We start from the raw sequence: 25,996 nt of genomic DNA on the forward strand, positions 1-25,996 counted from the left end.
CTATTTCGAAAATGTCATATGCACTATACAAATGTGATCGAAATTGATCATCGGCAAAACGTTCATTTTTTTGCGGTTGCGTAATCGATGTAAATTTTCGACTATCTCCGCACAGTCACAAACCCCAGGAGCGTGCGAATGAAAATTGCAATCTTTGGCCTTGGCTATGTCGGCCTCACAGGTGCCGGATGCCTGCTCAAAGAAGGTCATTCCATCGTCGGCGTGGAGCCTCACGAAGACAAGGTAAAACTCATTCTCTCCGGTCATTCGCCAATCTATGAGCCCGGGCTCGACGACCTCCTGACTGAAGGTCTGGCTGACAATCGCCTGACGGTCGTCTCGAAGGTCGGAACATTGCTTTCGGAATGTGACCTGGCCATTGTCTGCGTCGGTACACCGAGTGCAGCTGACGGCTCGCATAATATGACATTCATTGCCGAAGTCTCGCGTCAGATTGCTCTGGGCGTGAACGCTGGTCGTGAGAAGCCGTTGACCGTGGTCTTCCGCAGCACGATCCGGCCGGGTTCGATCGACGGACTGATTGCACCGATCTTCAAGGCACATCTTGGCAAGGATTTCGGCAAGTTGGTCGAAATCGTCTACAATCCTGAATTTCTCCGCGAATCCGTGGCGATCAAAGATTACTTCAATCCGCCGAAGATCGTCGTTGGCACTCAGAACGGTCAGCCGTCCGAGCGCATGACTGAGCTTTACAAGAATATCAGTGCGCCAATGTTCGTAACCGGCTACCGCGAAGCCGAGTTCACCAAATTCGTCGATAACACCTGGCACGCGGTCAAGGTCGCATTCGCCAACGAAATCGGCCGCGTCTGCGTCCAGCTTGATATCGACCCTCAGACCGTACACAAGATCTTCATCTCCGATACCAAGCTGAATATCTCGCCTTATTATATGCGCCCCGGTGGCCCCTTCGGCGGCTCCTGCCTTCCCAAGGATGTGAGGGCACTGGCCCATATCTCCGAGGAGGTCGGCGCTTTCAATCACTTGGTCGATTCGTTGCTGCGTTCGAACGAGGCGCACAAACGCTTCATCTTCGACTACGTTACGCGCGACGTCGCGCCGAAGGCGAACATCCTCATGCTTGGACTCGCGTTCAAGGCAGAAAGCGACGACCTGCGCGAAAGCCCCCAGCTTAACCTAGCCCACAAGCTGATCACCTCCGGGTACAAGCTCAGCATCTATGATCCGGCCGTCAAGCCAACGCAGTTGCTGGGTCAGAATATGGGCTATGCCTTCTCGCACCTTCCATCCATCTCGGAAATCATGGTTTCCAAGGAAGAGGCCGAAAGCACCGAATACGATCTGGTGATCGACACAAACGGAAGTTTGGCAAAGATAGATGTGAAGGCTGCAAAGACAGTCGACACAAATACTTTGCACTAAGAAGCAAAAACACGCCGTCGGCCTCTCCGGGGGCCGATTCTTTGAGAATTATCGAGAGTAGGCAATCGATGGCAATTCAAGAAACAATCGATATGGCCCCGGATGATGCGACGGATCTCAGTGTCTTGCCCCTGAAAGGGCGAAAAGTGCTGATCGTCGTCGAGAACCTGCCGGTTCCCTTCGACCGTCGCGTCTGGCAGGAAGCCCGGACCTTGACCGCCGCCGGTGCGCAGGTTTGCGTCATCTGCCCGACTGGAAAGGGCTTCACCGAACGCTACGAATGCATCGAGGGAATCCATGTTTACCGGCATCCCCTGCCGCTCGATGCAAGCGGAGCATTAGGCTACCTGCTGGAATATGGTGTCGCGCTCTTTTGGGAAACTGTCCTTGCCTGGAAGATTTTCTTCCGTCACGGCTTCGATACAGTTCACGGCTGCAATCCGCCGGACCTGATTTTCCTGGTGGCCTGGCAGTTCCGGCTCTTTGGTGTTCCGTATATCTTCGATCATCACGACATCAATCCCGAGCTCTACGAGGCTAAGTACGAAAAGCGCGGCTTCTTCTGGAGACTGATGTGCTGCTTCGAGTGGATCACCTTCAAGAGCGCTCGCGTCGTCATCTCGACAAACGAAAGCTATCGCGAAATCGCCCAGGTGCGCGGAGGCAAGAAAGCCGAGGATATCTACGTCGTCAGAAGCGGACCTGATCTTTCACGCTTCGTTGCCGTCGAACCCAATGAAGCGCTCAAGAAGGGCCGAAAGTACCTCGTTGGCTACGTAGGCGTGATGGGTGCTCAGGAAGGCGTTGATATCCTTCTCGATGCCGTGGCCTATATCAAGAACCAGATGGGTCGCGACGACATTCAATTCGTCCTGGTCGGTGGCGGCCCAAGCGCCAAGGGCCTGGCTGCCGATGCGGAAAGAATGGGCCTTGCAGAGTGCGTGACCTTCACGGGACGCGTATCCGACCATGATCTTCTCGAAGTGCTGTCGACATCCGACGTCTGCGTCAATCCCGACCGCGTCAACCCGATGAACGACAAGTCGACGATGAACAAGATCATCGAATACATGGCGCTCGGCAAGCCGATCGTTCAGTTTGACGTCACCGAAGGCAGACGCAGCGCCGAGGAAGCCTCGCTTTACGCAAAGGCCAACGATGCGAAGGATTTCGCTGAGAAAATCGTGGCCCTCCTTGAAAATCCGGAAGAGCGTGCGCGGATGGGCGCCATTGGCCGCAAACGTGTCGCAAGCAGCCTTGCATGGCCGTACCAGATCCCCAATCTGATCGCTGCCTATAAGAAGGTGAAGCGGCAGAGCTGATTTTCGTTAGCAAGCAAGCGCAAACAAAAAGCCGCATGAGTTTGCTCTCATGCGGCTTTATCTTTATTGCTCACCCATTGATGGGTTATCGGCAGCGAATCCCCAAGCTGCAATGCCTTCGCAATTCACCGTGGTCGCTCTACCCGCGATCTCAGCAATGCTTTTTTGAGCGGGTCTCCAAACGCAGTCCAGTAATCGACTATTCCTCGCGGAAGGTGTGCTTCATCTGGTCCGTTAGCGGCTTGGTCAGATAGGATATGACTGAGCGGTCGGCAACCTTGATAAAGATTTCAGCCGGCATGCCCGGGTAGAGCTTCATGCCCTGCAGCTTTACAAGACTTTCGGGTTCCGGTCTTATGCGCACCGGATAATATTTTGCGCCTGTCCGCTCTTCGGTGATGGCATCTGGAGATACCGACAAGACCTTGCCCTGAACTTCAGGCGTCGACCGTTGATCGAATGCGGTGAATCGAATGTCAACATCCTGATCGACATGCACTTGGTCGATGTTGCGCGTTGCGATCTTTGCCTCGACCGTGAGTGCACGATTGTCCGGCGCCAGCAGCATAAGCGTTTCGCCTGGAGTGACGACGCCGCCGACCGTGTGGACTGAGAGCTGGTAAATTCGGCCGCTCAGCGGAGCCTTCAAATCCAGCCGCTGAAGCTGATCGAGGGCAGCGATACGACGCTCCTCCATCTCGGCAATATTGCCCTCAACATCCGTGAGGTCCTTGGAGTTTTCGGCACTTTGGTCCGCATCAAGCTGAAGAACTTGCAGTTTGATCTCGGCAATCTTGCCCTCCGCCTGCGCGCGGTATGCTACCCGACTACCGCGACTGCCATCAAGATCGGCCTTCTGACGTTTCAGACTGTTGATCTTTTGCATGGTCACGAGCTTTTTTTCATAAAGCTCTTCCGTTGCGGCAAGCTCTTCGTTGACGAGGGAGGTGGCATCGTCGATCGCCTGCAGTTGTATGGTGTCGCCTTTGATCTCCTCGTCAAGCTGAGCCATTTTCTCTTCAAGCTGCTTTTTGCGCCCGACCATTGAAGATTGACGCGTCTTGAAGAGTTGCATTTCGCCATCAATCAGCAGTTTGTTTCCTTCGAGATCGACGCCCTTTGCCTGCAGTTCGTCCATTGAAAAACTGGGCTGCCCAAGTCGTTCCGCCTCGAGACGACTTCTACGCACGTAGAGCTGCGCGAGGTTACTGTTGATGATACCGAGATTGGCCTTAACCGAAGTCCCGTCGAGCCTCAGCAGCACATCACCTGCGTTGACATGGCTGCCTTCGCTGACCGAGATTTCGGAAACAATACCACCAACAAGGTGCTGTATCTTCTTGACGTTGTCGTCGATAACAACAGTCGCCTCGCCGACAACGGCATTTGAAAGTGTTGTTGTCGCTGCCCACCCCCCGATGTTGCCGATGAGTAAGATTGCCATTGCAACGACCATCACCGAATGGCGCCGTAGCGAACGCTGAGATTCAGATACCGTCACGATGTTACTGCTCCTGGGAGTCGCCAACGATTTTCAGGGTCGATCGTTCTGCCGGAATTGGCTTGATTTCCCGCCGTAGAACGCGCGCAAGCACCTCATCCTTGGGCCCGAATGCCGCAAGTTTACCGTCCTTCATCATCAACACGAAGTCACAACCGGCAAGCGCGTTAGGTCTATGCGCAATAATAACCACGATACCGCCGCGCCGGCGCACGGCAAGAATGGCTTCTGCAAGTGCAGCTTCTCCTTCGGCATCCAGGTTGGAATTGGGTTCGTCCAGGACAACAAGGAAAGGATCTTTGTAAAGCGCGCGCGCCAGCGCGACGCGTTGCCGTTGGCCAGCAGACAGCATCGAACCACTTGGACCAATCTGGGTTTCATAGCCGTTCGGCAACCGCAGGATCATCTCGTGCACTCCGGCGATTTCAGCAGCAGCAATAACCGCTTCAGCCTCAGCATTTGGCTGAAATCGCGAGATGTTCTCGGCAACAGTGCCCGAGAAAAGCTCGATATCCTGTGGCAGATAGCCGATATGTGAACCAAGGGCGGTGTCATCCCATTGATCGAGTGCAGCGCCGTCAAGCCGGACCGAACCGCGATAGGCAGGCCAGATCCCGGTAATCGCGCGGGCGAGCGACGATTTACCGGATGCACTGGGACCGATTACGCCGACAGCGCTACCTGCATCGACCGAAAAGCTGATTCCCGCGATGGTGAAGTCTTGCCTGCCGGGGGGGCCACTCACGAGCTGTTCCACCGTCAGCTGGCGATAAGGTGCACGTAGTCTGAGCGGGGTCGTGTTCTCCGGCAATTCACGGAAGGTAGTCTTGAGACGTTTCCATGCTTGCTGGGCTGAAACAAACCCTCGCCAGTTGGCAATCGCCTGTTCGACAGGCGCCAGTGATCGCGACGTAAGGATCGACGATGCGATAATGATCCCGCCGGTCGCCTGGTTTTCGATCACCAGAACGGCGCCAGTTGCAAGCACTCCAGACTGCAAGACCGCCCGGAAAATTTTGGAGATCGTGGAATAGACGTTGCCAGTGTCGGAACCTGCGCGCGACATCATCCGGTATGCATCATTCTGTTCGAGCCACCTGTCGGCCAAGTCGCCCCTCATTCCCATGGCCTGAACGACTTCGGCGTTCCTCTGGGCGGCCTGCAGATAAGCGTTGCGCCGATTGCCGAGTTCGGTCGCCTGTTTTGTGGACACCTGTGCTGCTCGATGGGTGAGGAATGTCAGCGCGACCAAAACCAATGCGCCTCCGATGGCAATCGCGCCGATGATCGGATGAAACATAAAGCATATCGCAATGTAGATGGGCATCCAGGGCAGGTCCAGAAACGCCGCCGGGCCAGAACTCGAAAGAAAGCTGCGAATCTGGTCAAAATCGCGAAGGGTTTGCAGCCCGTCGCCGTCAACCTTTGTTTTGACTGGTCCCATCATGACCGAGTTGAAAATACGCCCGCTCAGCACCTCATCGAAGACGCCGGAAATACGGACGAGCATACGGCCGCGCAAAACATCGAAAACGCCCTGGAAAACGTAGAGAAAAAGTGCGAGCAGCGATAACGCGATGAGAGAAGGGATGCTTCGACTGGGAATGACGCGGTCGTAAACCTGCAGCATAAAAAACGAACCGGTCAGATAGAGAATATTGACCAGAGCGCTTGCCAGTGCGACGACCACGAACGCGCTCTTACAGCGCGAGAAAGCCTCGGCACCCGTGTTCTTGTTCCGTGGCAGCACAAAGCCAGCTATCAAATTATTCAAATCTTCGACACCTTCTGAACAGCGCTCAAAGGTAATTCCCCCTCCGGCGATCTACTCTGTAACATCACAGAAACGTCTTAAAAGATATGCGACACTGCGACGGCAAGGTCGCGCCTCCGATCTCGAACCTAAAATAAAATAAATTTTGGGTAAAATAGAATCTCTCAACAAAATTAATGTCAACATGCGCCTCGAGAGAGCATAACAACACAGCAGGAAAGCCAAGAGATAAAACAACTTAGCGCTTGTTGAGATATCTACATCAAATCAGCCCAAATTTGGACGACAACTCGCGTCCATGGGTCCATCCGTGGCAGTACTAAAGATCGATTGCCCCTTTTACCCGAGGTCAATAGGTCAATATCACGTCGTCATAACCGAAGAACGCTTTGTTTGCACCGATAAAAGCGATGTCCTGCGCCGCCTTCCCGCCAGATCCGTCCGCGTCGTAAGAGACTACGCCGCTTGCCGAATTGTAGATCACTTGCGGTCCGCTGCTCGTCGTAAATGCTCCTACCTTGGTCAGGATCGTGAACGCCGCCTCATCAAGAATATGATCGCCATTTGAATCGAGCCCCGCAAATACCGACTCCGATAGCATGATCTTATCGTCGTCACTGAAGTCCCAGATGGTATCTTTGTTTGCCGCCCCCATCTCGGCAAAGTGGAACGTGTCCGCTCCACCACCTCCATAAAGAGAATCAATGCCGCCGGCGCCAGCGATTGTATTGCTCTGGGCATTGCCGCTAATCATGTTGGCGAGAGCATTGCCGATACCGCTGATTTCGGCGGCCCCGGTAAGCCGCAAATTCTCGACGAATGACTCGCCGCGGAGATCGACGCCGACGGAAGACCATATCGTATCCTTGCCGCCGTCGGCCAATTCGCCGGTGACGTGATCACGGGTATCGTTGAAGACATAGCTGTCGTCACCGGCGGAACCGTAATAGAGATCGGCACCTTTGCCGGCGGCGAAACTATCGGCCCTGTCCGTGCCTGTATGTGGTGTGGGGGGCGTCGAAGGAGACGTAGGCGTGTCGTCTGCCCATTGCATGGTCGCAGAGAGCGACGTCTGGAGATTGTGCGTATCGAAGTTCGCGGTAACCGTATTTTGCAACATGGCGAGCATAGACCAGCCCTGACCGTCATTGGCCTGAACCACAGTTGATGTTCCGCTCTGGATGACCCGGATATGGCCATCTGCGATCAGGTCACTACCGCTTCCCCATCCCAAGCGCGCGGCTAGAACCGAGACATCGATAACGTCGCCATTCGCGCCGACTTGAAAATCCGTGATTGTATCTCCGCCTTCGCCCAGCGCATGATAGGCGAAGCGGTCGTGTCCGGCCCCACCGGTAAGCAAATCGGCTTTGTCACCGCCCCAGATATAGTCGTCACCGTCGCCGCCCGAGAGGTTGTCAGCGCCCAGACCGCCAAGAAGCTTGTCGGCAGCCGCCGTGCCGACAAGGGTGTCATTCCCGGGCACGACGCCAGTGAGCAGCACCGTATTGATGAATTTGACCATCGACTCAGGGATGTTGTATCCCTGCAGAAGGCTCTCGAAGACGCTGTTCTTGACGATATTCGCCTCCGGCGAATTCGATATGATGAAGGCGTAGTTCTGTATTTCACGCAGGATTAGGTTGTCGACAAGCGAATTGCGGGCGTCGCCATCGCCATATTCATAGAACTGTATACCGTAGGCATCGCCGACACTGCCGCTGTTCGTGAAGGAATTTCCTATGCCGCGGAAATCGCCGAACATGCGCGAATAGAACGAAAGATCATCCGTATAGACCCCGTTCCGGCTCTCCGAATGAAAGTCGTATGCCGAGTTCGATGCGTCGTAGACGACCGAATTCTTGGCAAGGAAATTGATTTCGGCGCCATAGGCCGATGCGCTTGCGGCGTTTGCGATCGTTCCGATGCCTTGAACCGCAATGGCCTGGCCGACGTGCTCGGCAAAGAGGCCGTCGATCAGCGTGTTCAACGATGCGCCGGTGTGAATGGCAGCATACAGATTGGCGCCGATGATATCAGTCAGGTGGGCATTGACGTTGTTAACGATATTGATGCCACCGGAACCGTCCTTTATCGTAACGTTATCGACGACCGCATCGACCAGATTGCGCAGGTTGAGCAGATCGCCGCCGGTCGTGCTGTATTCGCCGCTCACGCCGTCGATCGTGCCATTTTTGATCGTAAACTGGCCTTCGGCATAGACGGTCGCACGGACATTGGTCGCGTAAAGGTTCTGCTCGACGAGCGAGCCCTCCAGAACGACCGTGTTACCATTGATGGCGATGACTTTGGCCGCCTGCCCAAGCTTCGTCGTCTGGCCCGCATCACCGGGATCTATGTGGTCTCCTGGCAGGCTGTCATCTGCAGTCACCTTTATCCAACTGCCGACCTGTATGTTCTGTGGCAGGGTTGCATAGGTGATGGTTGCATTGTTCGATGCGTCGGATCCGAGCGTGACGCTTTGTAGGGGCGATTCCGCTCCCCCAACGCCGAGAACTCTCTCAGTAGCCGTGACCTGATGCAGGGTGCCGCCGTTGAGATCTATGGTGACATCGCCTGATCCGATTGCGACATAGATGGCCTTGCTGACCGTAATATCGGCATCCTTTGCCAGGACAACCGTGCCGCCACCATTGGCGACGGTCGCAAGCGCTTTCCGCAATTCGGCTTCACCGGCTGTGGCATCGAGATAGATCGTGCTGGGCATCAAAATCTCCAGGAGCATCAGTGCTGCAGGAGCTATTTTGAGGGCCACAGTTTTAAGATCGGCATCAAACAACCGTTAAAGTTTTAATCAACTATCGCTTTTTTTGGAATAATCCGAGACAGCCCGCGACCGAAAGGCGAAAAACTCCCGCATAACGAGAATCTTATTCCGTCTTGATTGCGACATCGGAAAGAAGCGAAATATATCCCGATTGCCCCCTTTCATCGGTGCGTTTGAGGGACAGGACGGAAAACGGCGCTTTGAAAAAGATGTGATCGTTGCTGATGCCGAGGGGGCCGAAAGAGACCGGCCAGGTGGCCGGCTCCGGATAGGTGCTGCTCAACCTATTGTTGCCAAGGAACCACCGCATGTCTGGCACGATGACGGGCGCACTGAAATCTCCGGCCAGCAGAACAGGCTCGCGGGTCTCCCGTAGCGTGCGTGTAATGGTGAAGAGCTCGAAGTTATGGAATGTGTCGAACCACATTTTGGAAAGACGAGTGGCAAAAACGCGCACACGCATTCCATTAATAGAAAGGGAAGCGGCGGCCAACTCACTGCCAATAGGGCTCAGCTGCTGGAAACGAGGATCCGCAAGAGGCCGGCGCGACAGAAGCATGACGGTACAGCGTGAACTGGCTGGATCGTCGCAGCCGACGTGAAATGGATAAGATTGGCGGGCGAGATCACGCCGGCTGGCAAGAGAGCTGGCACTTGTCACGACAAGAATGTCGGCATTGGCCTGGTCGATCGCCTGTCCTAGTGCCACATCGTCCACCTTTTCATCGACAATCTTGATCGACAGCAAGCGCAAAGCCGGCACCGCACCTGGCTCAGGCGCCTGAGCAAATTCCCTGAGCGCCAGAATCGGGTGCGCGATCAACACGACACAAGCCGTGCCGAGCAGCAGGCTATACCAGTGCCGCACGAAGAAAGCGGAAAGAAGGATGATGGCAAGGCACACGGCACCGATCTGCATCTGCAGCGCACCGACGATCGCCATGGGCCAAAGATCGGCGACGTATTGGACGGAAACGAGGAGGAGAAGGAGAGAAACGATGATGCAGACAACGCGAAAAACATTATGTCTCATTCATATCGGGTCCTGCGATGCGAAAATGCCTCGGGGTTAAAGAATGAGATAGAGCCTACTCGGATCTCGTGCGGCGTGATGAAACCATCAGGCCCGTCAGGATGAGCCTAAAGGTTCTGCCCGCCCTGATGGCGTTGCGACGCTAACAGAAATTCGGGGAGGCGCCACCCAAAATGACAACGGACAATCCAAAGCTTTTTCTGGCACTGCACACAAAGCAGCTTCCACCGGCCTGTTGTCCATGCTTTATATGCCCCGCGTTCGGCACCGATAGAACTGAGATGTTCGCGCAACAAGGAGATGGTGTTTAATGGCACGCAGCTTGAACAAATTCCTCTGGCTGAGATCGCTTTTGGTAAAGGCTAAGTACCATTACTATACGAGGTTCTGGGGGATGAACATTCATCCGACGGCAACCTTCTCGCTGAGCGTTCGGCTGGACAAGACCTATCCCAAGGGCATCTATGTCGGCGAAAAGTCGTATGTCGCATTCGACGTGGCCATTCTTACTCACGACAGAACGCGTGGCCTTTATCGCAACACCAAGATCGGCAAGCACTGCTTCATCGGCGCCAGAAGCATAATCCTGCCGGGTGTCGAGATTGGCGACGAGTGCGTCATCGGTTCAGGAAGCGTCGTGACCAAGAACATACCGTCGCGCTGCATCGCAGCCGGCAATCCAGCAACCATCATTCGCGAAAACATCGAGGTCGGCCCCTACGGCCGCTTCCTGTTCGCTGACATCCCCGAAGCGGAGCGTGCTGCCGATCAGAGGAAGAGCGGCACGAATGTCCGAAAGGCATAGGCATTAGTCTCTTAGTCGCGCCCACCATTTTCGAAGAGGCGGGTGGCAGGCAAAGCGACGAAGGTATTGGTCATCGGCCGCAAGGGTCGCGCTATCCCGTCCAGCTTTTCGGCAAGCTCCGGATCGCGGCTCCTGAAATGCGGCAGTAGAACATCGATCCAGGTGACCATACCGGGCTCGACCTCCTGAGGATATCCTATCTTTGCCTCCAATTGGTCGGGGTGGAGATACATCGTCGCGGCAAATCCGGCGATTGCCCGCAACCTCTTTTCCTGGTCAGGAGTGAGCGTGACATTGTTGACATCGGCAAGCCGCACGAGGATCGCGATCGCATCCATGGCGAAATTCTGATACTTCAGCGAACGTCCGCCTCGGGAAAGCTCACGCGGCAATCCGCCGTCATAGGGCGCTTCATCCAGCGCTGACTTCAAAATATCCATCGACCAGTCGAACCGCTTGCGATCCTGCAGATGAACTGCCATCAGGCCAACTGCAGCCGCGGCCCAGTATCGATGGTTGCTGTTGCCGTCGAGCCAGACATATTTGGGCTCGCGCGGCGCCGGCGTGAATTCTGCAACGAGCATATCCGAAAGCTTGGTGAACCAGGCCCTGATGGGCGCATCGGCAGAGCTTGGCGGCGGCGCGATTTCCTTTGCCACCGCATAGGCGTTCGAAAAGGAAATCGTTGTCCACCCCCCTGCGAGAACCGCCTGACGATGTCCGAGCGGATCATTGTCCTCGACCCCGCCGAGTAGCGCATTGGCATCCGCCCAGACGCGGGTCTGTCGCACGATGCAATTGGCGGCGTTTCTTCGCTGTCTTGGCACGTCAAGCGCCGTCTGCATCATTTCCAGCATGCTCTTCGTCACGGCACCTGTCGGCCACAAGCGCTTTGCGAAGGCTTTCATCGCGACTGGATCGACCTCCGACTGCGTGTAGCTTGGCTTATAAAAGCTGAACAGCTTACTCATGTCGATCAATGGCGCGACTGGTACCGGGCATATGAAAGGACGAGCTTTCTTGCCAGCACCGGCATCTTGAACCTTGCCAGCTGGCAGCTCGAAAAGATATCGAAGCGGCTCTTCGGCGCTTGCCGGAATTCCGGATACCAGCAGGGCAAAAATCAGCCACAATACAACGCGATTGAAAGGCTCTGCCTTCCGGCGGGCCTTTGAAGCCATTGGCATATGTCTCTCCGATTCCGGTGATTGGCCGTGCTGTTCGTGGCAGATAACCATAAAGGGATGTTTGCGGCAAAGTTAACGTTTACCGGCCATTTTCTCCTTTTCAACCCCGACCGCAATGTCTATGTTGCACCGCAAGATCAGGGCCGCACGCCGTGCCGCACGCTGAAGGTTAAACAGCTCTACTGACATATTCTCGAACAATAGAGTAGTCATGCCGAAAATCACACTTTTCTCGACAAGTAATCTAAAGCAGGGTCGCTCCGAGCATCTCCAGAGGATGATTGATTCGATTGCAAGCGCCAAGGCCGCAGACCCTTCGATCGATGTCCACCTTTATCTTCTTCTGCAGAATATTCCCGACGATGCCGCCGATCCCGACTTTCCGGAGTGGATCAGCACACGACGTATCAATCATCAGATTTCGCTTTCGGCGGCTCGCAATCTCCTTCTTCAGGACGTGGCCAAGGCCGGAATCGTAACCGCCGATAGCATCTATGCCTTCCCTGATGACGATTGCTGGTATCCGGAAAAATTTCTAACGCTGGTTGCCAATCTGTTTTCAGAGAAGCCGGAGATTGATTTTTGGTTCTGCCGCTATAGCTCAACACCCGAAATCCGAAGTGTTCTGGCAACGGAAGCACCTGCATTGCAGAAAGTGATATCGAGAGCATCATCGAACACATTCTTCTTCCGCGGACGGCTGCTGCCGAACTTGGCGGCATTCGACGAAACATTGGGAGTCGGTGCTCGTCTCAATGGCGGCGAGGATACCGACTACGCGATACGCGCTTTCTATCTCGCCCGTGGCACGCTTTTTACGGATGCCGCGCTCGTCGGCCACCGGGATCACGACGCAAGCCTCAAGCCGAAATATTTCCCGGGGACGCTTTATGCCATCGCCGCTCACAAGAAGCGCAGCCTGCCCGGCGTAGTCGCCTTCATACGCAAACTTCTTGTCGGCGCATCCTTGGTGATGAGCGGAAAACTGCCGCTTTCAAGCTATATTGCTGCGGTGCGGAATGCGTAATGGCGGTGAGAAGCTCTTGACGTCTTCGCTCAATGTCAAAACGAGGCGCGCATGAATCGTAGTTCCGTACTCTGGTCGGCTGTTCGTAACTGGGGACCGCGCTTTGGCACGATCCTCACCTTTTTCGTGCTGGCCCGTATTCTCGATAAAACCGAGATCGGGATGTTCGCTGCTGCCTACGCGCTTGTATCACTGACGGAGTTGTTTGCCGATAACGGTTTCGGTGATGCAATCGTGCGTACTCAGGACGTCACGCGCGGCATGGCGACCAGCATCCTGATCCTGAACTTCGGCCTTGCCGTCCTTATTTATGGACTGCTGACGCTTTTCTCCGCCGAAATCGGCGGCCTCCTTGGCGTCACAGGCATAGAGCCGGTACTGCAACTCGTTGGCCTCTCGCTGGTTCTGAACAGCTTTGGCTATGTTCCGCAGGCCTTGCTGCGCAAGGAGTTTCAGTTCAAGCGTCTTGCGTTCCGTTCACTAGCGTCAACCGTGTTCGGCGCACTGACCGGACTGGCTATGGCTTTCCTGGGTTTCGGCGTCTACAGCATGGTCGGCCAGCTGCTGGCGACCACGCTGATAAACGTCGCCTTTCTCTGGTACCCTCCCGTGTTGCGGCCTGCTGCTCCGCAAGTTACCGGAATGAAGCACGTTCTCCATTACGCCTTGGGTATCTTCGGCTCCCGCGTGCTCAATTACGCCTCGCTTCGAATGATCGAGATCGTCATTCCGATTTTTTTCGGGCCAGCAGCACTCGCACTCTATATCATGGGATCGCGTGTTCCGGCGGTGGTCGCACAGATGCTGACCGCCGTGATGGTCGACGTCAATCTCCCGCACTTTTCCCGTCTGGTTGACCGGCCACCGCTCCTCAGGGAGGCATTCTATACGAGCCTGCGATCGCTTTCGATGATTTCCGCGCCGGCCTTCATTTTCATCGCGGCGCTTTCGCCTGAGATCGCCCGCATCTGCTTTGGAAGCAACGGCATAGATTCCGATTACATCATGTTCCTGGCGGCGATTCTCGGAGCAGCCCAATCCATCGGTTACTGTAATGAGGTCATGCTGAACGCATGGGGCTTGCCGCGTGTCGTTTTCCGCATGCAATGCTGCGCCGCACTTCTCGTCGCGGCGATGTTGACTATTCTTCAACATAGCAGCGTGTTTACACTTGTAACAGCATATGTTTGCTGCCATATAACAGTTATTGTTGGAGGTATACTTTACGGATCTCATAAAACTGAGGTTTCAGTAAAAACAATGATAAGTAAGTGCGGAGCTTTCTTCTTGTCGGCCCTCGCCGCTTTAGCCGCGGTTCATTTGACAAGGTCTTATGCCATCTCACCGGATTATCCCATATTGCTGAAGGCGCTGATGCTGGGAATGCTGTTCGTCGCCACTTATGTTGTTGGTATCGGGCTGCTCGACCGGGACGCCCTGCGTGGATGGTGGAATAGAGCGCGAATGATAAGAGCCTGGAAAAAGGCGTAATTTTCCAAGGAAACGAGTCGTCATGTTTAGAGAAATAGCTGGAGACTTTCGAAGTCATAAGAGAGCGCTGATCTCACAAGGCTTCTGGGCGCTTGCCTTTCACAGATACGGAAGCGCTGTACGTTCGATAAAATTCGCGCCTATCCGTCTGCCACTGAAAGTCATTCACCTCTTTCTTATTAAATTTTCCGAGATCYTTTTCGGAATATATATCGGAGCCAACGCGAAGATCGGCGAGCGATGTGTCATTGAGCATTTCGGATCGATTATCGTCCATTCGGAAGTGCGGATCGGCAATGACGTCCGTCTGCGTCAAGGTGTGACGATCGGCAACAAATCGGCCGACAAGCCCAACGAGGTTCCGATCCTGCACAATGGAGTGGACGTTGGCGCGGGTGCGAAGATCCTGGGAGCCGTTGTCATCGGCGAACGTGCTGTCATCGGCGCGAACGCCGTCGTCGTCAAGGACGTGCCGGCCGGAGCTATCGCTGTCGGCGTGCCGGCGAAGATCAAATACAAAGAAGCGCCCGGCCCCGCCATCGTCCAGCCAAGATCAAACAACAATCGCTGACCGAACATCGCTGCCAACCGGCAATCGATTGGCGAACTTCATTAAAGCGCCCAATGCATTCAGATGTCGTCGAGAGCCTTCTTTCGGGCATGATAATCTTGCCTGAACCGACGTCAGTCGGAGCATGTCCCGCCAATCGCCTCGACGATTGTCGGGACCATGACACTTGCCGCAGCCGCAGCGGTCGGATGGACGCCATCCGGGATGCCCGTCGAGAGCTCGTCACTCGATAACTTCGCCCAGCCGGCGCTATGATCGATGACCGCAACGTTCCATTCTGCGGCAACGCTGCGGTGAGCCGAAATGTAGCTCTCTAGAAACGGCCTGATCGCCCCCCGCAAGCCCGACATCGGGTTCATCACCATCATGAAGATTCGTGCATCGGGCAGTCCCATCCGCAACCTTTCGAGGATGGTTGAAAAGTTCCGCCGGCTGACGCCGACCCCCATCCAGCGGTTCAGGGCAGCATCGTTGGCGTAAAACTCGACGAGCACTATATCCGGGCGCTCGGCGATCACGCGGTCCACAGAAGATAAGGCCCATTCCGTCGTTGAGCCGCTCTTAGCCACAACGGTGATATCAACGGGACGGTGAAGGCACTGCTCGAGAGCATTCTCGAGACTTGCCTGCCACCCGCCCCGCGCCGTTAGCGATGTTCCGAATGTTGCGATCTTCAGTCCTGCCGCGGCCACATCAGCCCCCTGCAGAAGAAAGAGAGCGATCAAACCGGCAGCAAGTTTCATCAGCCATTCGAACCGGCGGCAACGGTTGTGGGCGCCGCTCGCCGTTTCTTCATCTGCATGATCTTCTCTTCGAAGAAGACGAAGGAAGCAATCGATACGACCATCGTCAGAATGAAGGCCGTAACAATCTGCATGATCTGGAAGACCGTCCCGTCCCGCATCCCCGTTGCTATCGCGACAAGCCGTCCTGACGGACCAAGCAGCAGACCGTGAAACAGGTAGAAACCATAGCTGACAACGCCCACGCCGCGGATCAGCGGAAGCTCAAGAAATCGGGTCGCGCTAGAGTTCTGGCAGACCGTCACCAGCAAGATCAGCAATCCGGACAGAAGCGGAGCAATGATCAGGGCTGCGTTCGGATGTCCGCCAAAAATGAAATAGAGGTGCTGCAGAACCAGAATCACACCGAGCGCAAGGATCGCCAAACCGGAAAAACGTAAGTTGACCGCGCCAAGCTGTCTGGCGACGAGGCCAAAAACTCCGCCAACTGTAATAGCATAAAAGCCCGACAGCGAATTGACGCGGAACATGAGTTCGTCGCCGAACACCCACAGGCTCGAAACCGCRAGCAACAGAAMCAGGAATATCAGAAGGCTGGACCGCCAGAATCGGGATGGCAGCCAGATGAACAGCAGCGGGAACAGCACGTAGAACTGCTGCTCCACCGCAAGCGTCCACAGGTGAGACAACGGCCCCAGCCAATCATGTCTGACGAAGCCGATATAGACATTCGTCGTGTAGGTCAGGAGCCAGCTGATACTGCCGTAAAATTTGTCGACATTGTCGCCCGCGACGACGGTGACGGTCGACAGGAAGATCAAAGCGAGCGTCAGATAATAGACCGGGAATATCCGCAAGGCTCGATTGCGCATGAAAAGCACGATCTCGGTCGGAGCATCGGAGCTGCCCGCTTCGATGCGCTGCCGCGCCCGAAACAGGATTGGCACGATGAGAAAGCCGCTCAAGGCGAAGAATACCCAAACGGCAAGCGTGCCCGACTCCGACCTTTTGGTCAGGCCTGCATGATCGGTCAGAACGAAGAGAACACATATCGCTCGAAGGCCGTCGAGACCTTTGATAGCTTTGCCGACACCGAATACCTTCTGATAGATTTCGTGCATACTGGTTCCTTGGCAGGTATTGATATCAGACCGAAGAGATGAACCTGGCGTCCGGCCATCGATGTCGACCGCAACAGACGTCCTGGAGCTTCATCGGGCAGCTTTGACGGAATTCTGGAGCCGTTTGGAAGGGTTGGCGATGGAGCGCTCTCCAGCTTCTACACTTAAATCAGGCCCAAGACTATCAACGGAATGCAGCCGTGCCAAGCCATAAGCCCCTTCACGCCAGCATAGCAGCGAGCCATTTTCGATTGGCACCGTAGCACAACGGAAGGAAGCGCAAACGGCGCGACTGTGACAATTTCGCGAAATATTGTGATCTCGCTAGGAACCGTTCCGAATTTTGTTGCAATGCGGTATCATATCGGAATTCGTCGCCAATTTCTCCTATCCGAATTGAAGCCGGAGAGAAAATGCTTCTGGACGCGATGACTCTGGGGTCCTAAGAAAGCAGGGACAAAATCGTTCTCGGCTCTTCTCAGGTACCGACAGACATAACCGCTGCCAATAATGACACGCGGAAGCATAGACCGGCGTGCATGGGTGACAGCGGTAAAAATCTTGCTTGAATCATCGATGAAAATCGAGCGAACGAAAGGCTTTCAATGACGCTGCTAGCACCTGCTTCCCCGCCGCCGGCCGACAGCCCCGCCTATGGTTACATAAGAGGTCTTGACGGCTTGCGGCTTGCCGCGGTCCTGATCGTCGTCGTGGCGCATTTCCGCCTCTCTGCCGCGATCCCCGGCGGTTTCGGCGTCACAATTTTCTTCGCGATCAGCGGATTTCTGATCTCGAGGCTGCTGCTATCGGAAGAACGGCATTATGGGAAAATGTCCCTGCCGCGCTTTTTTGCCCGACGATTTCTACGGTTGATGCCGCCGCTTTTTCTGATGATCGCGATAACCCTGCCGATCTACCTGATTTTCGATCGCGAAAACGTGGTGCTCAGCCAGATTCTGCTGGCGATCTTCTATCTCGGCAACGTACCGGTCGTGATGAATGTCTTCACTCCGATGCCCGAAGGAATTCACAGCTACGGTCCCTTGTGGTCGCTGGCTGTCGAAGAGCATTTCTATATGTTCTTCCCGTTCCTGCTTCTGGCCCTGCGCACATGGTCTTCTCGCGTTACTCTTCTTATCGGCGTCCTGATTTTCAGCCTGGTACTGCGCATCCTGGCCGCCTGCACCGTTACAGACCCGGAAAGCTTCAACTATTATTTTACGCTGACGCGCCTGGATTCGATCGCCTGGGGCTGCCTGCTGACATTCGGGCTCGCGAATGAAGCAACCAGAAACCATTTGGTCAAATTTCGTGGCTGGAAGACCTTCCTGTTTGCCATCATTCTTCTGCTTGGCGGCATTGCCTTCCGCAATGAGTTTTTCCAGGATACCTTCCGCTACACCGTTCACGGTCTCGGCATGTTTCTGCTGATCAACGCCTTTGTTTTCGGAACAGCAACGGAGAAACTCGTTCGCCTGGCAGAATGGCGACCCATCCAGATGGGCGGGCGCATCAGCTACGAGATGTATCTTTGGCATCTGCACGTATGGTTTGTCGTCGGGCTTGTCCTTGCCGGAAACTACTGGCTACAGTTCTCAACGAGCCTGATCCTGACAATCGTTATAGCCTATGCGTTCTATAACCTGACGACGACGGCGACAAAGCGTTGGTCCAAGAAAGCCGGCAGCAAGAGCGTCGAAGACGAACGCCAGAAGGTTTACCGGACGGTACCGACCGATGATGAGACTGATGTCTCCGAAGCGAGAACACGCACCGCCAGCTGAAGCGGGAAGTGACCGAAACGGCTTTCCTTGTTGGGAAAGCCGTTTTCGATGGGCAACTTGTCAAGCACTTGCCGCCTGAAATTACCTGAAACAGAGAGTGTGGCTGCTCCGCTGGTTCAGCCTAAGCTGCACTGAATACGCGGCCCGTTCTGACCGCGCCTCTCTCCTCATTCCATGGCAGCCGCAATTGGACGCAGCGATCCGATGCGGCCGATCGCATACTTGACGATAATTGGCCCGACAACGCCTGCCGTTGTTGCAAGCACGAGAAGCAGCAGCGCCTGATCGCTGACCGAGAAGAACCGCCCGAAGACGGCCTTCACCGCACCGACAAACATCGTGTTCAACAGATAGATGGCAAAGGCGTTCTGGCCAATGAATTCCAGGAGACGGTTCTGATTGCAAAGCCGGGAGCGGATGAGGCCATGGAACACGACGAGCGATGCCATGCCAACGAGAAAATAGCGCCATTCGGAATCGAACGAGACATAGAGAAGCACGAGGAAGACAGCTATTGCAGGAATGAAATACCGCTCGACGAACGGCTCCCAAACGCCCCTGTGCAGGCAGGCAGTGCAGCCGGCCATGAAGAAGGCATAGAACATGAAGATGCGGTTTATATAGATGTAGTCCAATATCGCGTCACTGTAGAACATCACGACATGCAGGCCAAACATGATGATCGACGCCGCAAACAATATGTTCAGGCTTACATTCATGCGCGAGAAGAGAAACGTCGTACCGATCGAAAAGTAGAAAAGTACGATCAGGTACCATACGAACATGGATGGGCTCTGCTCGGTGTGGATGAAGACGTGCTGGACAGAGAGCAGCAGGTCATTGACGGGTTTGTCGACCGATACGAACTGGCCCGCGAAGAATTTTCCGAGAATGACGATCGCGGCCATAATGAAGAACGGAATAAGAAGCCGCTTTGCTCGCTTCGACGTATAGGCGGACAACGAACCCTTCAATTTGTGGGCGCCGACATAGACGAAGACATAACCGCTCAGGAACATGAAGAGCGGCATATGGAAAGCATAGATCGCCTTGCGCAGATCAATAGCCCATACAGGGAAGGCAGCGTCATAGGTATGCCCCCAGACGACGAGGATGATAGCCAATCCTTTGAGGCGTTCGATATCACCCAGCCATTTGCGCTGAGGTCTTGCTACGGGCTGTGGGGCTGCATCCATCTGCGACGTCTTCGCCGCGTCTTCTTGCTGGGACATATGATCTCTATTTAGCATTTGAGATAAAGGCGGGCGTTGTCGGGAATATCACGCTGTCGGCGACGTGCAAAGCACAAAGCGCCCGCGGCGCACGCTGAGCCCACCCGGAACGATGTTGATAGGCTGGAGTCAACTTTCAGCAGAAGAACGTTATTGCGCGTACCGGAAAGCAACTTCATTCGCGCTAACCTACGAAAATCCAACCAGATCGCCGCTCGCCGGCCCATTCGCTTCCGCTGGGATTGAAGCTCTCTTCCGCTGCGCATAGCGGCTCGGGGATCGCACCACCTCCTCCGTCACCAAAACTTCACACAGCCTTCAAGAAACTGTCTCGTCTGCGCGCTAATCGTCGCCAAAACGGAATGCAATTTTTTTTGCAGAGGAGAAATTTATGTCAAACAAATTGCAGAATACAGTCGCAGCCAGCATTGTCGCCCTGATGTCCATGGTCGGTTCGGCGCATGCCGATACGACCGTGAAGTTCTGGCACAGCTTCAGCAAATCCTCCGGCGAGGCGCTCAACAAGATCATCGCCAATTTCGAAGCCGCCAATCCCGGCATCCATATCGAAGGCGAATTCGTCGGTGACTACAATGATATCGTCGCCAAGCTGCAGGCGGCCATTCCCGCCAAACGTGCGCCGGATGCCGTCATCATGGAAGTCACCCGCTACGGTCTCTTCGCCGACCGCGGCGCGCTGATCGACCTCACGCCCTATTTCAACGCCGACCCGCTGAAGGACGACCTATACGACTATGCACGTGAGGTCGGCGTCTACAACGGCAAGAACTACATCGTTCCGTTCAACTCCTCGACGCCTGTCCTCTATTACAACAGGGACATCCTGGCGCGTGCCGGCTTTACGACGGAACCCTCGCTGAAGACTTTCGCAGATATTCTTGCCGTTTCGAAGACAATCACCGAGAAGCTCGGCTCGGAAGGCATCAGCGGTATTGCGGCCCCCGGCCAGTTCGCCCGCTGGGGTCTCGTGATGTCCAACGACAGCGAGCTGATCAATTCCAAGACCAACGATATCCTGCTCGACTCACCGAACACGATCGAGGCCTATCAGTGGATGGCGTCGCTGGTTCATGACCAGAAGGTTGCCTCTCCCGATGGCGTCACCGATGAGGATGTCGGCCGCGACGCTTTCTTCGCTGGCAAGGTCGGCATATCACTCAACTCGACGGGTGATTATGGTGGCGCTAAGAAGGCGCTCGGCGACAAGCTCGAAGTCCGCCCGATGCCCTGCAACAAGATCTGCTCCGTTCCGATCGGCGGTGCCGGTATCGGTATCCTGTCGACCTCGCCGAAGGATGTTCAGGACGCTGCCTACAAATTCATCAGCTATGCCGCTTCGCCGGAAGCCAATGCCATCTGGTTTGCCGCAACCGGCTACCTGCCGATCAACAAGAAGAGCGCCGCTCAGCCGGCTGCCGCCGAAGCACTTGCCAAGAAGCAGGGTATCGACGTCGCCATCAAACAGCTCGAATTCGCCCATGGCCGCGCCCGTCCGCCTGTCGTCACCTGGATGCGCACGACCGAGTACAAGATGTGGGAAGCCATGGCACTCGGCCAGCGTGATGTCGCAGAGACGATGAAGGACTTCGCTGAACAGACCCGAGAAGAAGCCAAACGTTCCAGCAACTAAGCCTCTCCCCCAAGCCAAGAGGGCGGGCCTTGAACGGCCCGTCGTCTCAACTGTACCGGTCCCATGCTGCGCAAACTCACACCCTATCTTCTCGTTACACCGCTGATCCTCTTCATCACGGTCTTCACCTATATTCCCGTCATCACCAGCGTGAACCTCAGCTTCCGGCACTGGGACTTCCTGTCGCCGACCATGCCTTTCGTCGGCTTTGAGAACTACCGCCTGCTTCTGAACTCCCGCGATTTCTGGAACTCGCTGCAGGTCACCGCCATCTTCGCGCTGATTTCAGTACCGATCAGACTGGCGCTGGCGCTGGCTGTCGCAAGCTATCTCGTCCGCGAGACATTGCCCTCGCGGCTCTTGCGCGGGGCGCTATTCCTCCCCTCAGTCACATCGACCGTCTCGATTGCGGTCGTCTTTTCCTGGGTCTTCGCCACCGATTACGGCATGGTGAACGCCGCGCTGACCTCGCTCGGCCTCGGCAAGGTGCAATGGCTGCAGGATCCGCAGCTTGCTCTGTGGGTGCTGATCTTCGTCAATACGTGGAAACAGCTCGGCTACGATATCGTCATCTATATCGCAGGCCTGCAGGCTGTGCCGCAGGAGCTCTATGATGCCGCCGCCGTCGATGGCGGCCGGCGCTTCCATGTGTTCCGCCGGATCACCGTGCCGCTCGTCATGCCGACCACCTATTTCCTGCTGGTGATTTCCGTGATCGAGGCTTTCCAGGTCTTCACCATCGTCAACATCATGACCCATGGCGGCCCTGCAGGTGCTACCGACATGCTCGTCAACCTGCTCTATCGCGTCGGGTTTACCCTCTTCGACATCGGCAGGGGGTCGGCGCTCGCCGTCCTGCTTTTCATCTTCCTGATCCTGCTGGCGCTGATCAAAGCCCTCGTCATCGGCCGGAGGGTCCACTATGAAGCTTGAGAACCCAATCGTCACCGGCCTCGCGCTGCTTGCCGGGCTGATCTTCCTGTCGCCCGTGCTCTATTCGATCTGGATGTCCTTCGAGACGGTGCAAGCCTATTACACGGGCAGGTACGAGTTCACGCTGGACAACTATGTTCGTGCCGTCACCGAGTACAATTTCGCTCGCTATCTTCTGAACAGCATCATCGTCTCCGGTCTGGTGACGCTGCTGGGCATCACGGTCGCGACCATGGCTGCCTTCGCCTTTGCACGCTACAGATTTCGCGGCGGCAACCTGCTCTTCGGCGCCACCGTTGCCACGCTGATGATCCCGAGCCATATAAGCCTGATCCCTAATTATCTGACACTCGCCAAGGCCGGCCTGCTCGATACCTATGCTGGCCTCATCCTACCGGCGATCTCGAACGGTTTTGCTGCCTTTTTCCTGCGCCAGTACATCAAGGGCATTCCAAAAGCGCTGGACGAAGCCGCCTATATGGATGGCGCAACACCGCTGCAGGTGCTCTGGCGGGTGATCGTGCCGATTGCCAGGCCGGCCATCTTCTCGATGGGCCTCTACATCTTCATCACCGAGTGGAACAATTACATCTGGCCGCTGGTCGCCGTCGGCAAGGAAGACCTCTACACGCTGCAGATCGGCCTTGCCCGCCTCTATCGTATCAATCCCGGCGAGGGCCTGGTCGACTGGCCGCTCGTCATGGCCGCCTGCACCCTCAGCATGTTGCCCGTGCTGCTCGGCTTCCTGCTGGTCGAGCGCCATCTCGTGCGCGGCATCACGCTCGGCGCGGTCAAATAATCATGAACAAGGACAAGCATAGAATGACACGCATCGCTTCGCATCGCGGCGGCACTCTGGAGTTCGGCGACAGCACGCCGCAAGGTTTCGTTGCAACCGCAAAAATGCCGCTGGAAGAGGTGGAGTTCGACGTCCATCCGACAGCCGATGGCGCGATCATGATCCATCACGACGCAACGCTTGACGGCACGACGGACCGGACCGGCGCGATCGCCGCCATGAGCGAAGCGGAGGTTCGCGCCGCCGTCATCAATTACGGCGCCGGCGGACATCCGATCTCGCTGGAAGAACTCTGTGCGATCTATTCCGACAGCACGGTAAATTTTCGCTGCGAGATCAAACCTGGCGTCGATGGCCGCCCCTACGACAACTTCGTGCCCCGCGTCGTCGAAACGCTCGCGCGCCACGGCATGCTCGAAAGGACGATCTTCTCTTCCTTTCTACTGGAATCGCAGGATGCGCTGTCGGCAGCCACCAGCCAGCCGAAGCTCTGGCTCGTCAGCCCGCCAGTGCTGCGTCAGCTTGGGACCAAGGCTGTGATCGAAGTCGCGAAAGCGCATGACATCCCCGAAATCGGCGTCCATGTGGATACCGCCGATTCCGCTCTGATGGCCGAAATCATGGCAGCCGGTCTCGATTTCGGTTGCTGGGCCGCCCATTCGGCACGGCAGATCGAGAAGGTGCTAGCGCTCGGCGTCAAGGTCTTCACGACGGACCGGCCGAGCCTTGCCATCGCCATTCGCAATCGCTTCGAAGCGGAGACCGCACAATGAGCGGTATCACCCTTCGCGACATCAGAAAGTCCTACCCCGGTGGGCCGGAAATCCTGCACGGCGTGTCCATGGATATCAAGTCGGGCGAGTTCGTGGTCATCGTCGGCCCGTCGGGTTGCGGCAAGTCCACCCTGCTGCGCCTGATTGCCGGGCTGGAGCGCTGCGAAGAGGGCGATATCGAAATCGGCGGCCGGCGTGCCAACGATCTTGCGCCGCAGGATCGCGACATTGCCATGATCTTCCAGAACTATGCGCTCTATCCGCACATGACCGTGCGCGAAAACATCGCCTTCGGCCTCGAACTGCGCGGCATGCCCAAGCCCGAACGCAATGCGCGGGCTGAAAGTGTGGCCAAGACACTGCAGCTCGAACCCTATCTCAACCGCAAGCCGGGCGCGCTTTCCGGCGGCCAGCGTCAGCGTGTGGCGATGGGCCGGGCAATGGCGCGCAACAGTTCGATCTTCCTGATGGACGAGCCGCTGTCGAACCTCGACAACGCGCTGCGCGTCGCCATGCGCACCGAAATCAAGGAGCTGCACCGCCAGCTCGGCGCCACCATCGTCTATGTGACGCATGACCAGACCGAGGCACTCTCATTGGCCGACAGGATCGCGGTGATGAAGGACGGAGATCTCCTGCAGTTCGACACTCCTGAAGCGATCTATGACCAGCCGCAGAACCGCTTTGTCGCGGGCTTCCTCGGCGTTCCCGCGATGAATTTCCTGCCTGTCGAACATCTTCCCGGCTGGCAGGGCCGGCAGGGACTGACCGCCGGATTAAGGCCCGAATCCATGGCGATCCGCGCCGAAGAACCTGCGCAACCCGCCCTACCCGTACGGCTCATGCTGTCAGAGATGACAGGTTCTGATATCATCCTGCACTGCGACAGCCCGGCCGGACGCATCACGCTCACCAGTTCGCGCAAGGACGTGCCGCGCCATGCCGACAACTTCTGGGTCATGTGCGACCTTGACCAGGCGGTGTTTTTCGATAACCAGAGCGGGAGCCGCGTCGATCTTTCAGCCGGAGATCGTCGAATTTAGACGCCGCTGACCGCTCCGGTCTCGGAAGCGGCACCGCAAGAAGTGATGCAATGGAAAGACAGAGCGAAATTCCGCAGCTTCTCGGCGATCTTATCAGCCGCAACTCGACAAAGCTTACAGAAGCCGACACGCGCCTTCTCGACGTGATGATGCAGGATCCCATTCGCGCGGCGATGGAAAACGGCAAGGCCGTCTCCTTCCGCGCCGGAGTGCACCCGGCTTCAGCCGTGCGGCTGGCACGCCGCCTCGGCTTCAAAGGCTATCCTGAATTCCGCACCTTCCTGCAGGCGAATCTCATCGAAGGCGGCGGCGATTTCGAAAGTCCGGCCGCCCGCATGGCCGCCCGTCTCGTCCGGGCAGAAGACGGCGGCGTGCTTTCCTCCGTTCTCGATAGCGAGATTGCAGCCCTCCAACAGGTGCGCAACGCCGTCTCCGACGCCGATGTCAGAGGCTTTTCGGAAGTGCTGCGCGATTGCCGCCGGGTCTTCGTCTTCGGGCGTGGTCATTCTGCCGCCCTTGCCTCGCTCATCGCGCTGAGGCTCAATCGCTCGGGCTATCCGGCAGTCGATCTCGCCAGCCAGATGCATCTGATCGCCGAAGCGCTCGCGACATTGGGACCTGGCGACGTCGTCTGGCTGCTCGCTTTCCGCAAGGCCTCGCCACTCATCCATCAGATCAGAAAGATTGCCGCAGAAACAGGCGCCAAGGTCCTGGCGCTGACCGATCTGCTCAGCGCCCGCATCGATCCTGCACCCGACCGTCAGATCTCGGTTTCCCGCGGTGAAGCCGGCGAGTCTCAGTCACTCGTCGTTCCCATGACGATCGCCAATGCTGTCATTCTCGACCTCGCCGCCATCGATGACGGCCGCTCGCTGCGTGCGCTCAGTGGTTTTAAGGCGTTTCGCGCGGACTGCGGTCTGTCGCCGGTGATCCTGTAGCAACAGAAATCTGCCGCGTGCCATCACGATGACCTATCCGGGAGACATTTCGATCTCCCGGATAGTCTATTCGAAC

22 protein-coding genes are annotated in these 25,996 nt (G+C 56.2%); 14 read left to right on the plus strand and 8 right to left on the minus strand.

What is annotated here, in order from left to right; translation table 11 throughout:
- The first annotated feature begins 138 nt into the window (after positions 1-138).
- Together AC1DM5_RS06595 and AC1DM5_RS06600 are read left to right on the plus strand one after the other, a co-directional pair.
- On the plus strand, positions 139-1,404 hold the full coding sequence (locus AC1DM5_RS06595) for a nucleotide sugar dehydrogenase (RefSeq protein ID WP_477818468.1): 1,266 nt from the start codon (positions 139-141) through the stop codon (positions 1,402-1,404).
- Positions 1,405-1,472: 68 nt separating this feature from the next.
- Positions 1,473-2,726 carry a glycosyltransferase family 4 protein gene (locus AC1DM5_RS06600; RefSeq protein ID WP_442206723.1) on the plus strand — a complete coding sequence of 418 codons (1,254 nt, stop codon included), beginning with the start codon at positions 1,473-1,475 and terminating at the stop codon, positions 2,724-2,726.
- 199 nt (positions 2,727-2,925) lie between these two features.
- On the opposite strand, the gene AC1DM5_RS06605 is transcribed toward AC1DM5_RS06600, so the two are convergent.
- The 4 genes from AC1DM5_RS06605 to AC1DM5_RS06620 form a co-directional block, all read right to left on the minus strand.
- Complete coding sequence (locus AC1DM5_RS06605) at positions 2,926-4,182, minus strand: HlyD family type I secretion periplasmic adaptor subunit (RefSeq protein ID WP_477818884.1); 1,257 nt, start codon at positions 4,180-4,182, stop codon at positions 2,926-2,928.
- A 49-nt stretch (positions 4,183-4,231) separates the two neighbouring features.
- The gene (locus tag AC1DM5_RS06610) at positions 4,232-6,001 is read right to left on the minus strand and encodes a type I secretion system permease/ATPase (RefSeq protein ID WP_477818469.1); all 1,770 of its coding nucleotides are present in this window, start codon (positions 5,999-6,001) and stop codon (positions 4,232-4,234) included.
- Positions 6,002-6,350: 349 nt separating this feature from the next.
- Complete coding sequence (locus tag AC1DM5_RS06615; protein ID WP_477818470.1) at positions 6,351-8,729, minus strand: type I secretion C-terminal target domain-containing protein; 2,379 nt, start codon at positions 8,727-8,729, stop codon at positions 6,351-6,353.
- A 163-nt stretch (positions 8,730-8,892) separates the two neighbouring features.
- Positions 8,893-9,732: an endonuclease/exonuclease/phosphatase family protein gene (locus AC1DM5_RS06620; protein ID WP_477818471.1), complete on the minus strand. Its 840-nt coding sequence runs from the start codon at positions 9,730-9,732 to the stop codon at positions 8,893-8,895.
- A gap of 400 nt (positions 9,733-10,132) precedes the next feature.
- On the opposite strand from AC1DM5_RS06620, the gene AC1DM5_RS06625 reads away from it, so the two are divergent.
- Complete coding sequence (locus AC1DM5_RS06625; RefSeq protein WP_007823267.1) at positions 10,133-10,627, plus strand: acyltransferase; 495 nt, start codon at positions 10,133-10,135, stop codon at positions 10,625-10,627.
- Between the two features lie 11 nt (positions 10,628-10,638).
- Here the strand turns inward: AC1DM5_RS06625 and AC1DM5_RS06630 are convergent, their stop codons facing one another.
- Positions 10,639-11,814, minus strand: a complete 1,176-nt coding sequence (locus AC1DM5_RS06630) for an alginate lyase family protein (protein ID WP_477818472.1) — start codon at positions 11,812-11,814, stop codon at positions 10,639-10,641.
- Positions 11,815-11,835: 21 nt separating this feature from the next.
- On the opposite strand from AC1DM5_RS06630, the gene AC1DM5_RS06635 reads away from it, so the two are divergent.
- From AC1DM5_RS06635 to AC1DM5_RS06650, 4 genes are all read left to right on the plus strand, one after another.
- Positions 11,836-12,000: a hypothetical protein gene (locus AC1DM5_RS06635; protein ID WP_477974787.1), complete on the plus strand. Its 165-nt coding sequence runs from the start codon at positions 11,836-11,838 to the stop codon at positions 11,998-12,000.
- Between the two features lie 271 nt (positions 12,001-12,271).
- Positions 12,272-12,841, plus strand: a complete 570-nt coding sequence (locus AC1DM5_RS06640) for a hypothetical protein (protein WP_477818474.1) — start codon at positions 12,272-12,274, stop codon at positions 12,839-12,841.
- A 51-nt stretch (positions 12,842-12,892) separates the two neighbouring features.
- Positions 12,893-14,332, plus strand: a complete 1,440-nt coding sequence (locus AC1DM5_RS06645) for an oligosaccharide flippase family protein (RefSeq protein WP_477818475.1) — start codon at positions 12,893-12,895, stop codon at positions 14,330-14,332.
- Between the two features lie 319 nt (positions 14,333-14,651).
- The gene (locus tag AC1DM5_RS06650) at positions 14,652-14,903 is read left to right on the plus strand and encodes a serine O-acetyltransferase (RefSeq protein ID WP_477818477.1); all 252 of its coding nucleotides are present in this window, start codon (positions 14,652-14,654) and stop codon (positions 14,901-14,903) included.
- Positions 14,904-15,016: 113 nt separating this feature from the next.
- On the opposite strand, the gene AC1DM5_RS06655 is transcribed toward AC1DM5_RS06650, so the two are convergent.
- Positions 15,017-15,646 carry an SGNH/GDSL hydrolase family protein gene (locus tag AC1DM5_RS06655; protein WP_477818478.1) on the minus strand — a complete coding sequence of 210 codons (630 nt, stop codon included), beginning with the start codon at positions 15,644-15,646 and terminating at the stop codon, positions 15,017-15,019.
- Positions 15,646-16,767, minus strand: a complete 1,122-nt coding sequence (locus AC1DM5_RS06660) for an acyltransferase family protein (RefSeq protein ID WP_477974789.1) — start codon at positions 16,765-16,767, stop codon at positions 15,646-15,648. The genes AC1DM5_RS06655 and AC1DM5_RS06660 overlap by 1 nt, the downstream gene beginning before the upstream one ends.
- A gap of 605 nt (positions 16,768-17,372) precedes the next feature.
- On the opposite strand from AC1DM5_RS06660, the gene AC1DM5_RS06665 reads away from it, so the two are divergent.
- Positions 17,373-18,551, plus strand: coding sequence for an acyltransferase family protein (locus AC1DM5_RS06665; protein ID WP_477818480.1), 1,179 nt, complete (start codon positions 17,373-17,375; stop codon positions 18,549-18,551).
- A 167-nt stretch (positions 18,552-18,718) separates the two neighbouring features.
- Here the strand turns inward: AC1DM5_RS06665 and AC1DM5_RS06670 are convergent, their stop codons facing one another.
- Positions 18,719-19,783 (minus strand): acyltransferase family protein, encoded by a 1,065-nt coding sequence (locus AC1DM5_RS06670; RefSeq protein ID WP_477818481.1) that lies wholly within the window; start codon positions 19,781-19,783, stop codon positions 18,719-18,721.
- Between the two features lie 391 nt (positions 19,784-20,174).
- Between AC1DM5_RS06670 and AC1DM5_RS06675 the strand changes: the two genes are divergently transcribed.
- The 6 genes from AC1DM5_RS06675 to AC1DM5_RS06700 all read left to right on the plus strand — a co-directional run bounded on the left by AC1DM5_RS06675 (position 20,175) and on the right by AC1DM5_RS06700 (position 25,920).
- Positions 20,175-21,434: an ABC transporter substrate-binding protein gene (locus AC1DM5_RS06675; RefSeq protein ID WP_477818482.1), complete on the plus strand. Its 1,260-nt coding sequence runs from the start codon at positions 20,175-20,177 to the stop codon at positions 21,432-21,434.
- Between the two features lie 63 nt (positions 21,435-21,497).
- The gene (locus tag AC1DM5_RS06680) at positions 21,498-22,367 is read left to right on the plus strand and encodes a carbohydrate ABC transporter permease (RefSeq protein WP_477818483.1); all 870 of its coding nucleotides are present in this window, start codon (positions 21,498-21,500) and stop codon (positions 22,365-22,367) included.
- A complete protein-coding gene (locus tag AC1DM5_RS06685) occupies positions 22,357-23,166 on the plus strand; it encodes a carbohydrate ABC transporter permease (protein WP_477818484.1) in 810 nt (269 codons plus the stop codon). Before AC1DM5_RS06680 ends, AC1DM5_RS06685 begins: the two co-directional genes overlap by 11 nt.
- A 23-nt stretch (positions 23,167-23,189) precedes the next feature.
- Positions 23,190-23,939, plus strand: coding sequence for a glycerophosphodiester phosphodiesterase family protein (locus tag AC1DM5_RS06690; protein ID WP_477818485.1), 750 nt, complete (start codon positions 23,190-23,192; stop codon positions 23,937-23,939).
- Positions 23,936-24,982, plus strand: a complete 1,047-nt coding sequence (locus AC1DM5_RS06695) for an ABC transporter ATP-binding protein (protein WP_477818486.1) — start codon at positions 23,936-23,938, stop codon at positions 24,980-24,982. The genes AC1DM5_RS06690 and AC1DM5_RS06695 overlap by 4 nt, the downstream gene beginning before the upstream one ends.
- A gap of 50 nt (positions 24,983-25,032) precedes the next feature.
- Positions 25,033-25,920 carry a MurR/RpiR family transcriptional regulator gene (locus AC1DM5_RS06700; protein ID WP_477818487.1) on the plus strand — a complete coding sequence of 296 codons (888 nt, stop codon included), beginning with the start codon at positions 25,033-25,035 and terminating at the stop codon, positions 25,918-25,920.
- Positions 25,921-25,996: the final 76 nt, after the last annotated feature.

The organism is Rhizobium sp. 01T437 (assembly GCF_056398505.1).

Coding starts and splice junctions, on each gene's coding strand:
- AC1DM5_RS06595 (WP_477818468.1), top strand. CDS start 139: ATGAAAATTGCAATCTTTGGCCTTGGCTATGTCGGCCTCACAGGTGCC.
- AC1DM5_RS06600 (WP_442206723.1), top strand. CDS start 1,473: ATGGCAATTCAAGAAACAATCGATATGGCCCCGGATGATGCGACGGAT.
- AC1DM5_RS06605 (WP_477818884.1), bottom strand. CDS start 4,182: ATGGTCGTTGCAATGGCAATCTTACTCATCGGCAACATCGGGGGGTGG.
- AC1DM5_RS06615 (WP_477818470.1), bottom strand. CDS start 8,729: ATGCCCAGCACGATCTATCTCGATGCCACAGCCGGTGAAGCCGAATTG.
- AC1DM5_RS06620 (WP_477818471.1), bottom strand. CDS start 9,732: ATGGCGATCGTCGGTGCGCTGCAGATGCAGATCGGTGCCGTGTGCCTT.
- AC1DM5_RS06625 (WP_007823267.1), top strand. CDS start 10,133: ATGGCACGCAGCTTGAACAAATTCCTCTGGCTGAGATCGCTTTTGGTA.
- AC1DM5_RS06630 (WP_477818472.1), bottom strand. CDS start 11,814: ATGCCAATGGCTTCAAAGGCCCGCCGGAAGGCAGAGCCTTTCAATCGC.
- AC1DM5_RS06645 (WP_477818475.1), top strand. CDS start 12,893: ATGAATCGTAGTTCCGTACTCTGGTCGGCTGTTCGTAACTGGGGACCG.
- AC1DM5_RS06655 (WP_477818478.1), bottom strand. CDS start 15,646: ATGAAACTTGCTGCCGGTTTGATCGCTCTCTTTCTTCTGCAGGGGGCT.
- AC1DM5_RS06665 (WP_477818480.1), top strand. CDS start 17,373: ATGACGCTGCTAGCACCTGCTTCCCCGCCGCCGGCCGACAGCCCCGCC.
- AC1DM5_RS06670 (WP_477818481.1), bottom strand. CDS start 19,783: ATGTCCCAGCAAGAAGACGCGGCGAAGACGTCGCAGATGGATGCAGCC.
- AC1DM5_RS06675 (WP_477818482.1), top strand. CDS start 20,175: ATGTCAAACAAATTGCAGAATACAGTCGCAGCCAGCATTGTCGCCCTG.
- AC1DM5_RS06680 (WP_477818483.1), top strand. CDS start 21,498: ATGCTGCGCAAACTCACACCCTATCTTCTCGTTACACCGCTGATCCTC.
- AC1DM5_RS06685 (WP_477818484.1), top strand. CDS start 22,357: ATGAAGCTTGAGAACCCAATCGTCACCGGCCTCGCGCTGCTTGCCGGG.
- AC1DM5_RS06690 (WP_477818485.1), top strand. CDS start 23,190: ATGACACGCATCGCTTCGCATCGCGGCGGCACTCTGGAGTTCGGCGAC.
- AC1DM5_RS06695 (WP_477818486.1), top strand. CDS start 23,936: ATGAGCGGTATCACCCTTCGCGACATCAGAAAGTCCTACCCCGGTGGG.
- AC1DM5_RS06700 (WP_477818487.1), top strand. CDS start 25,033: ATGGAAAGACAGAGCGAAATTCCGCAGCTTCTCGGCGATCTTATCAGC.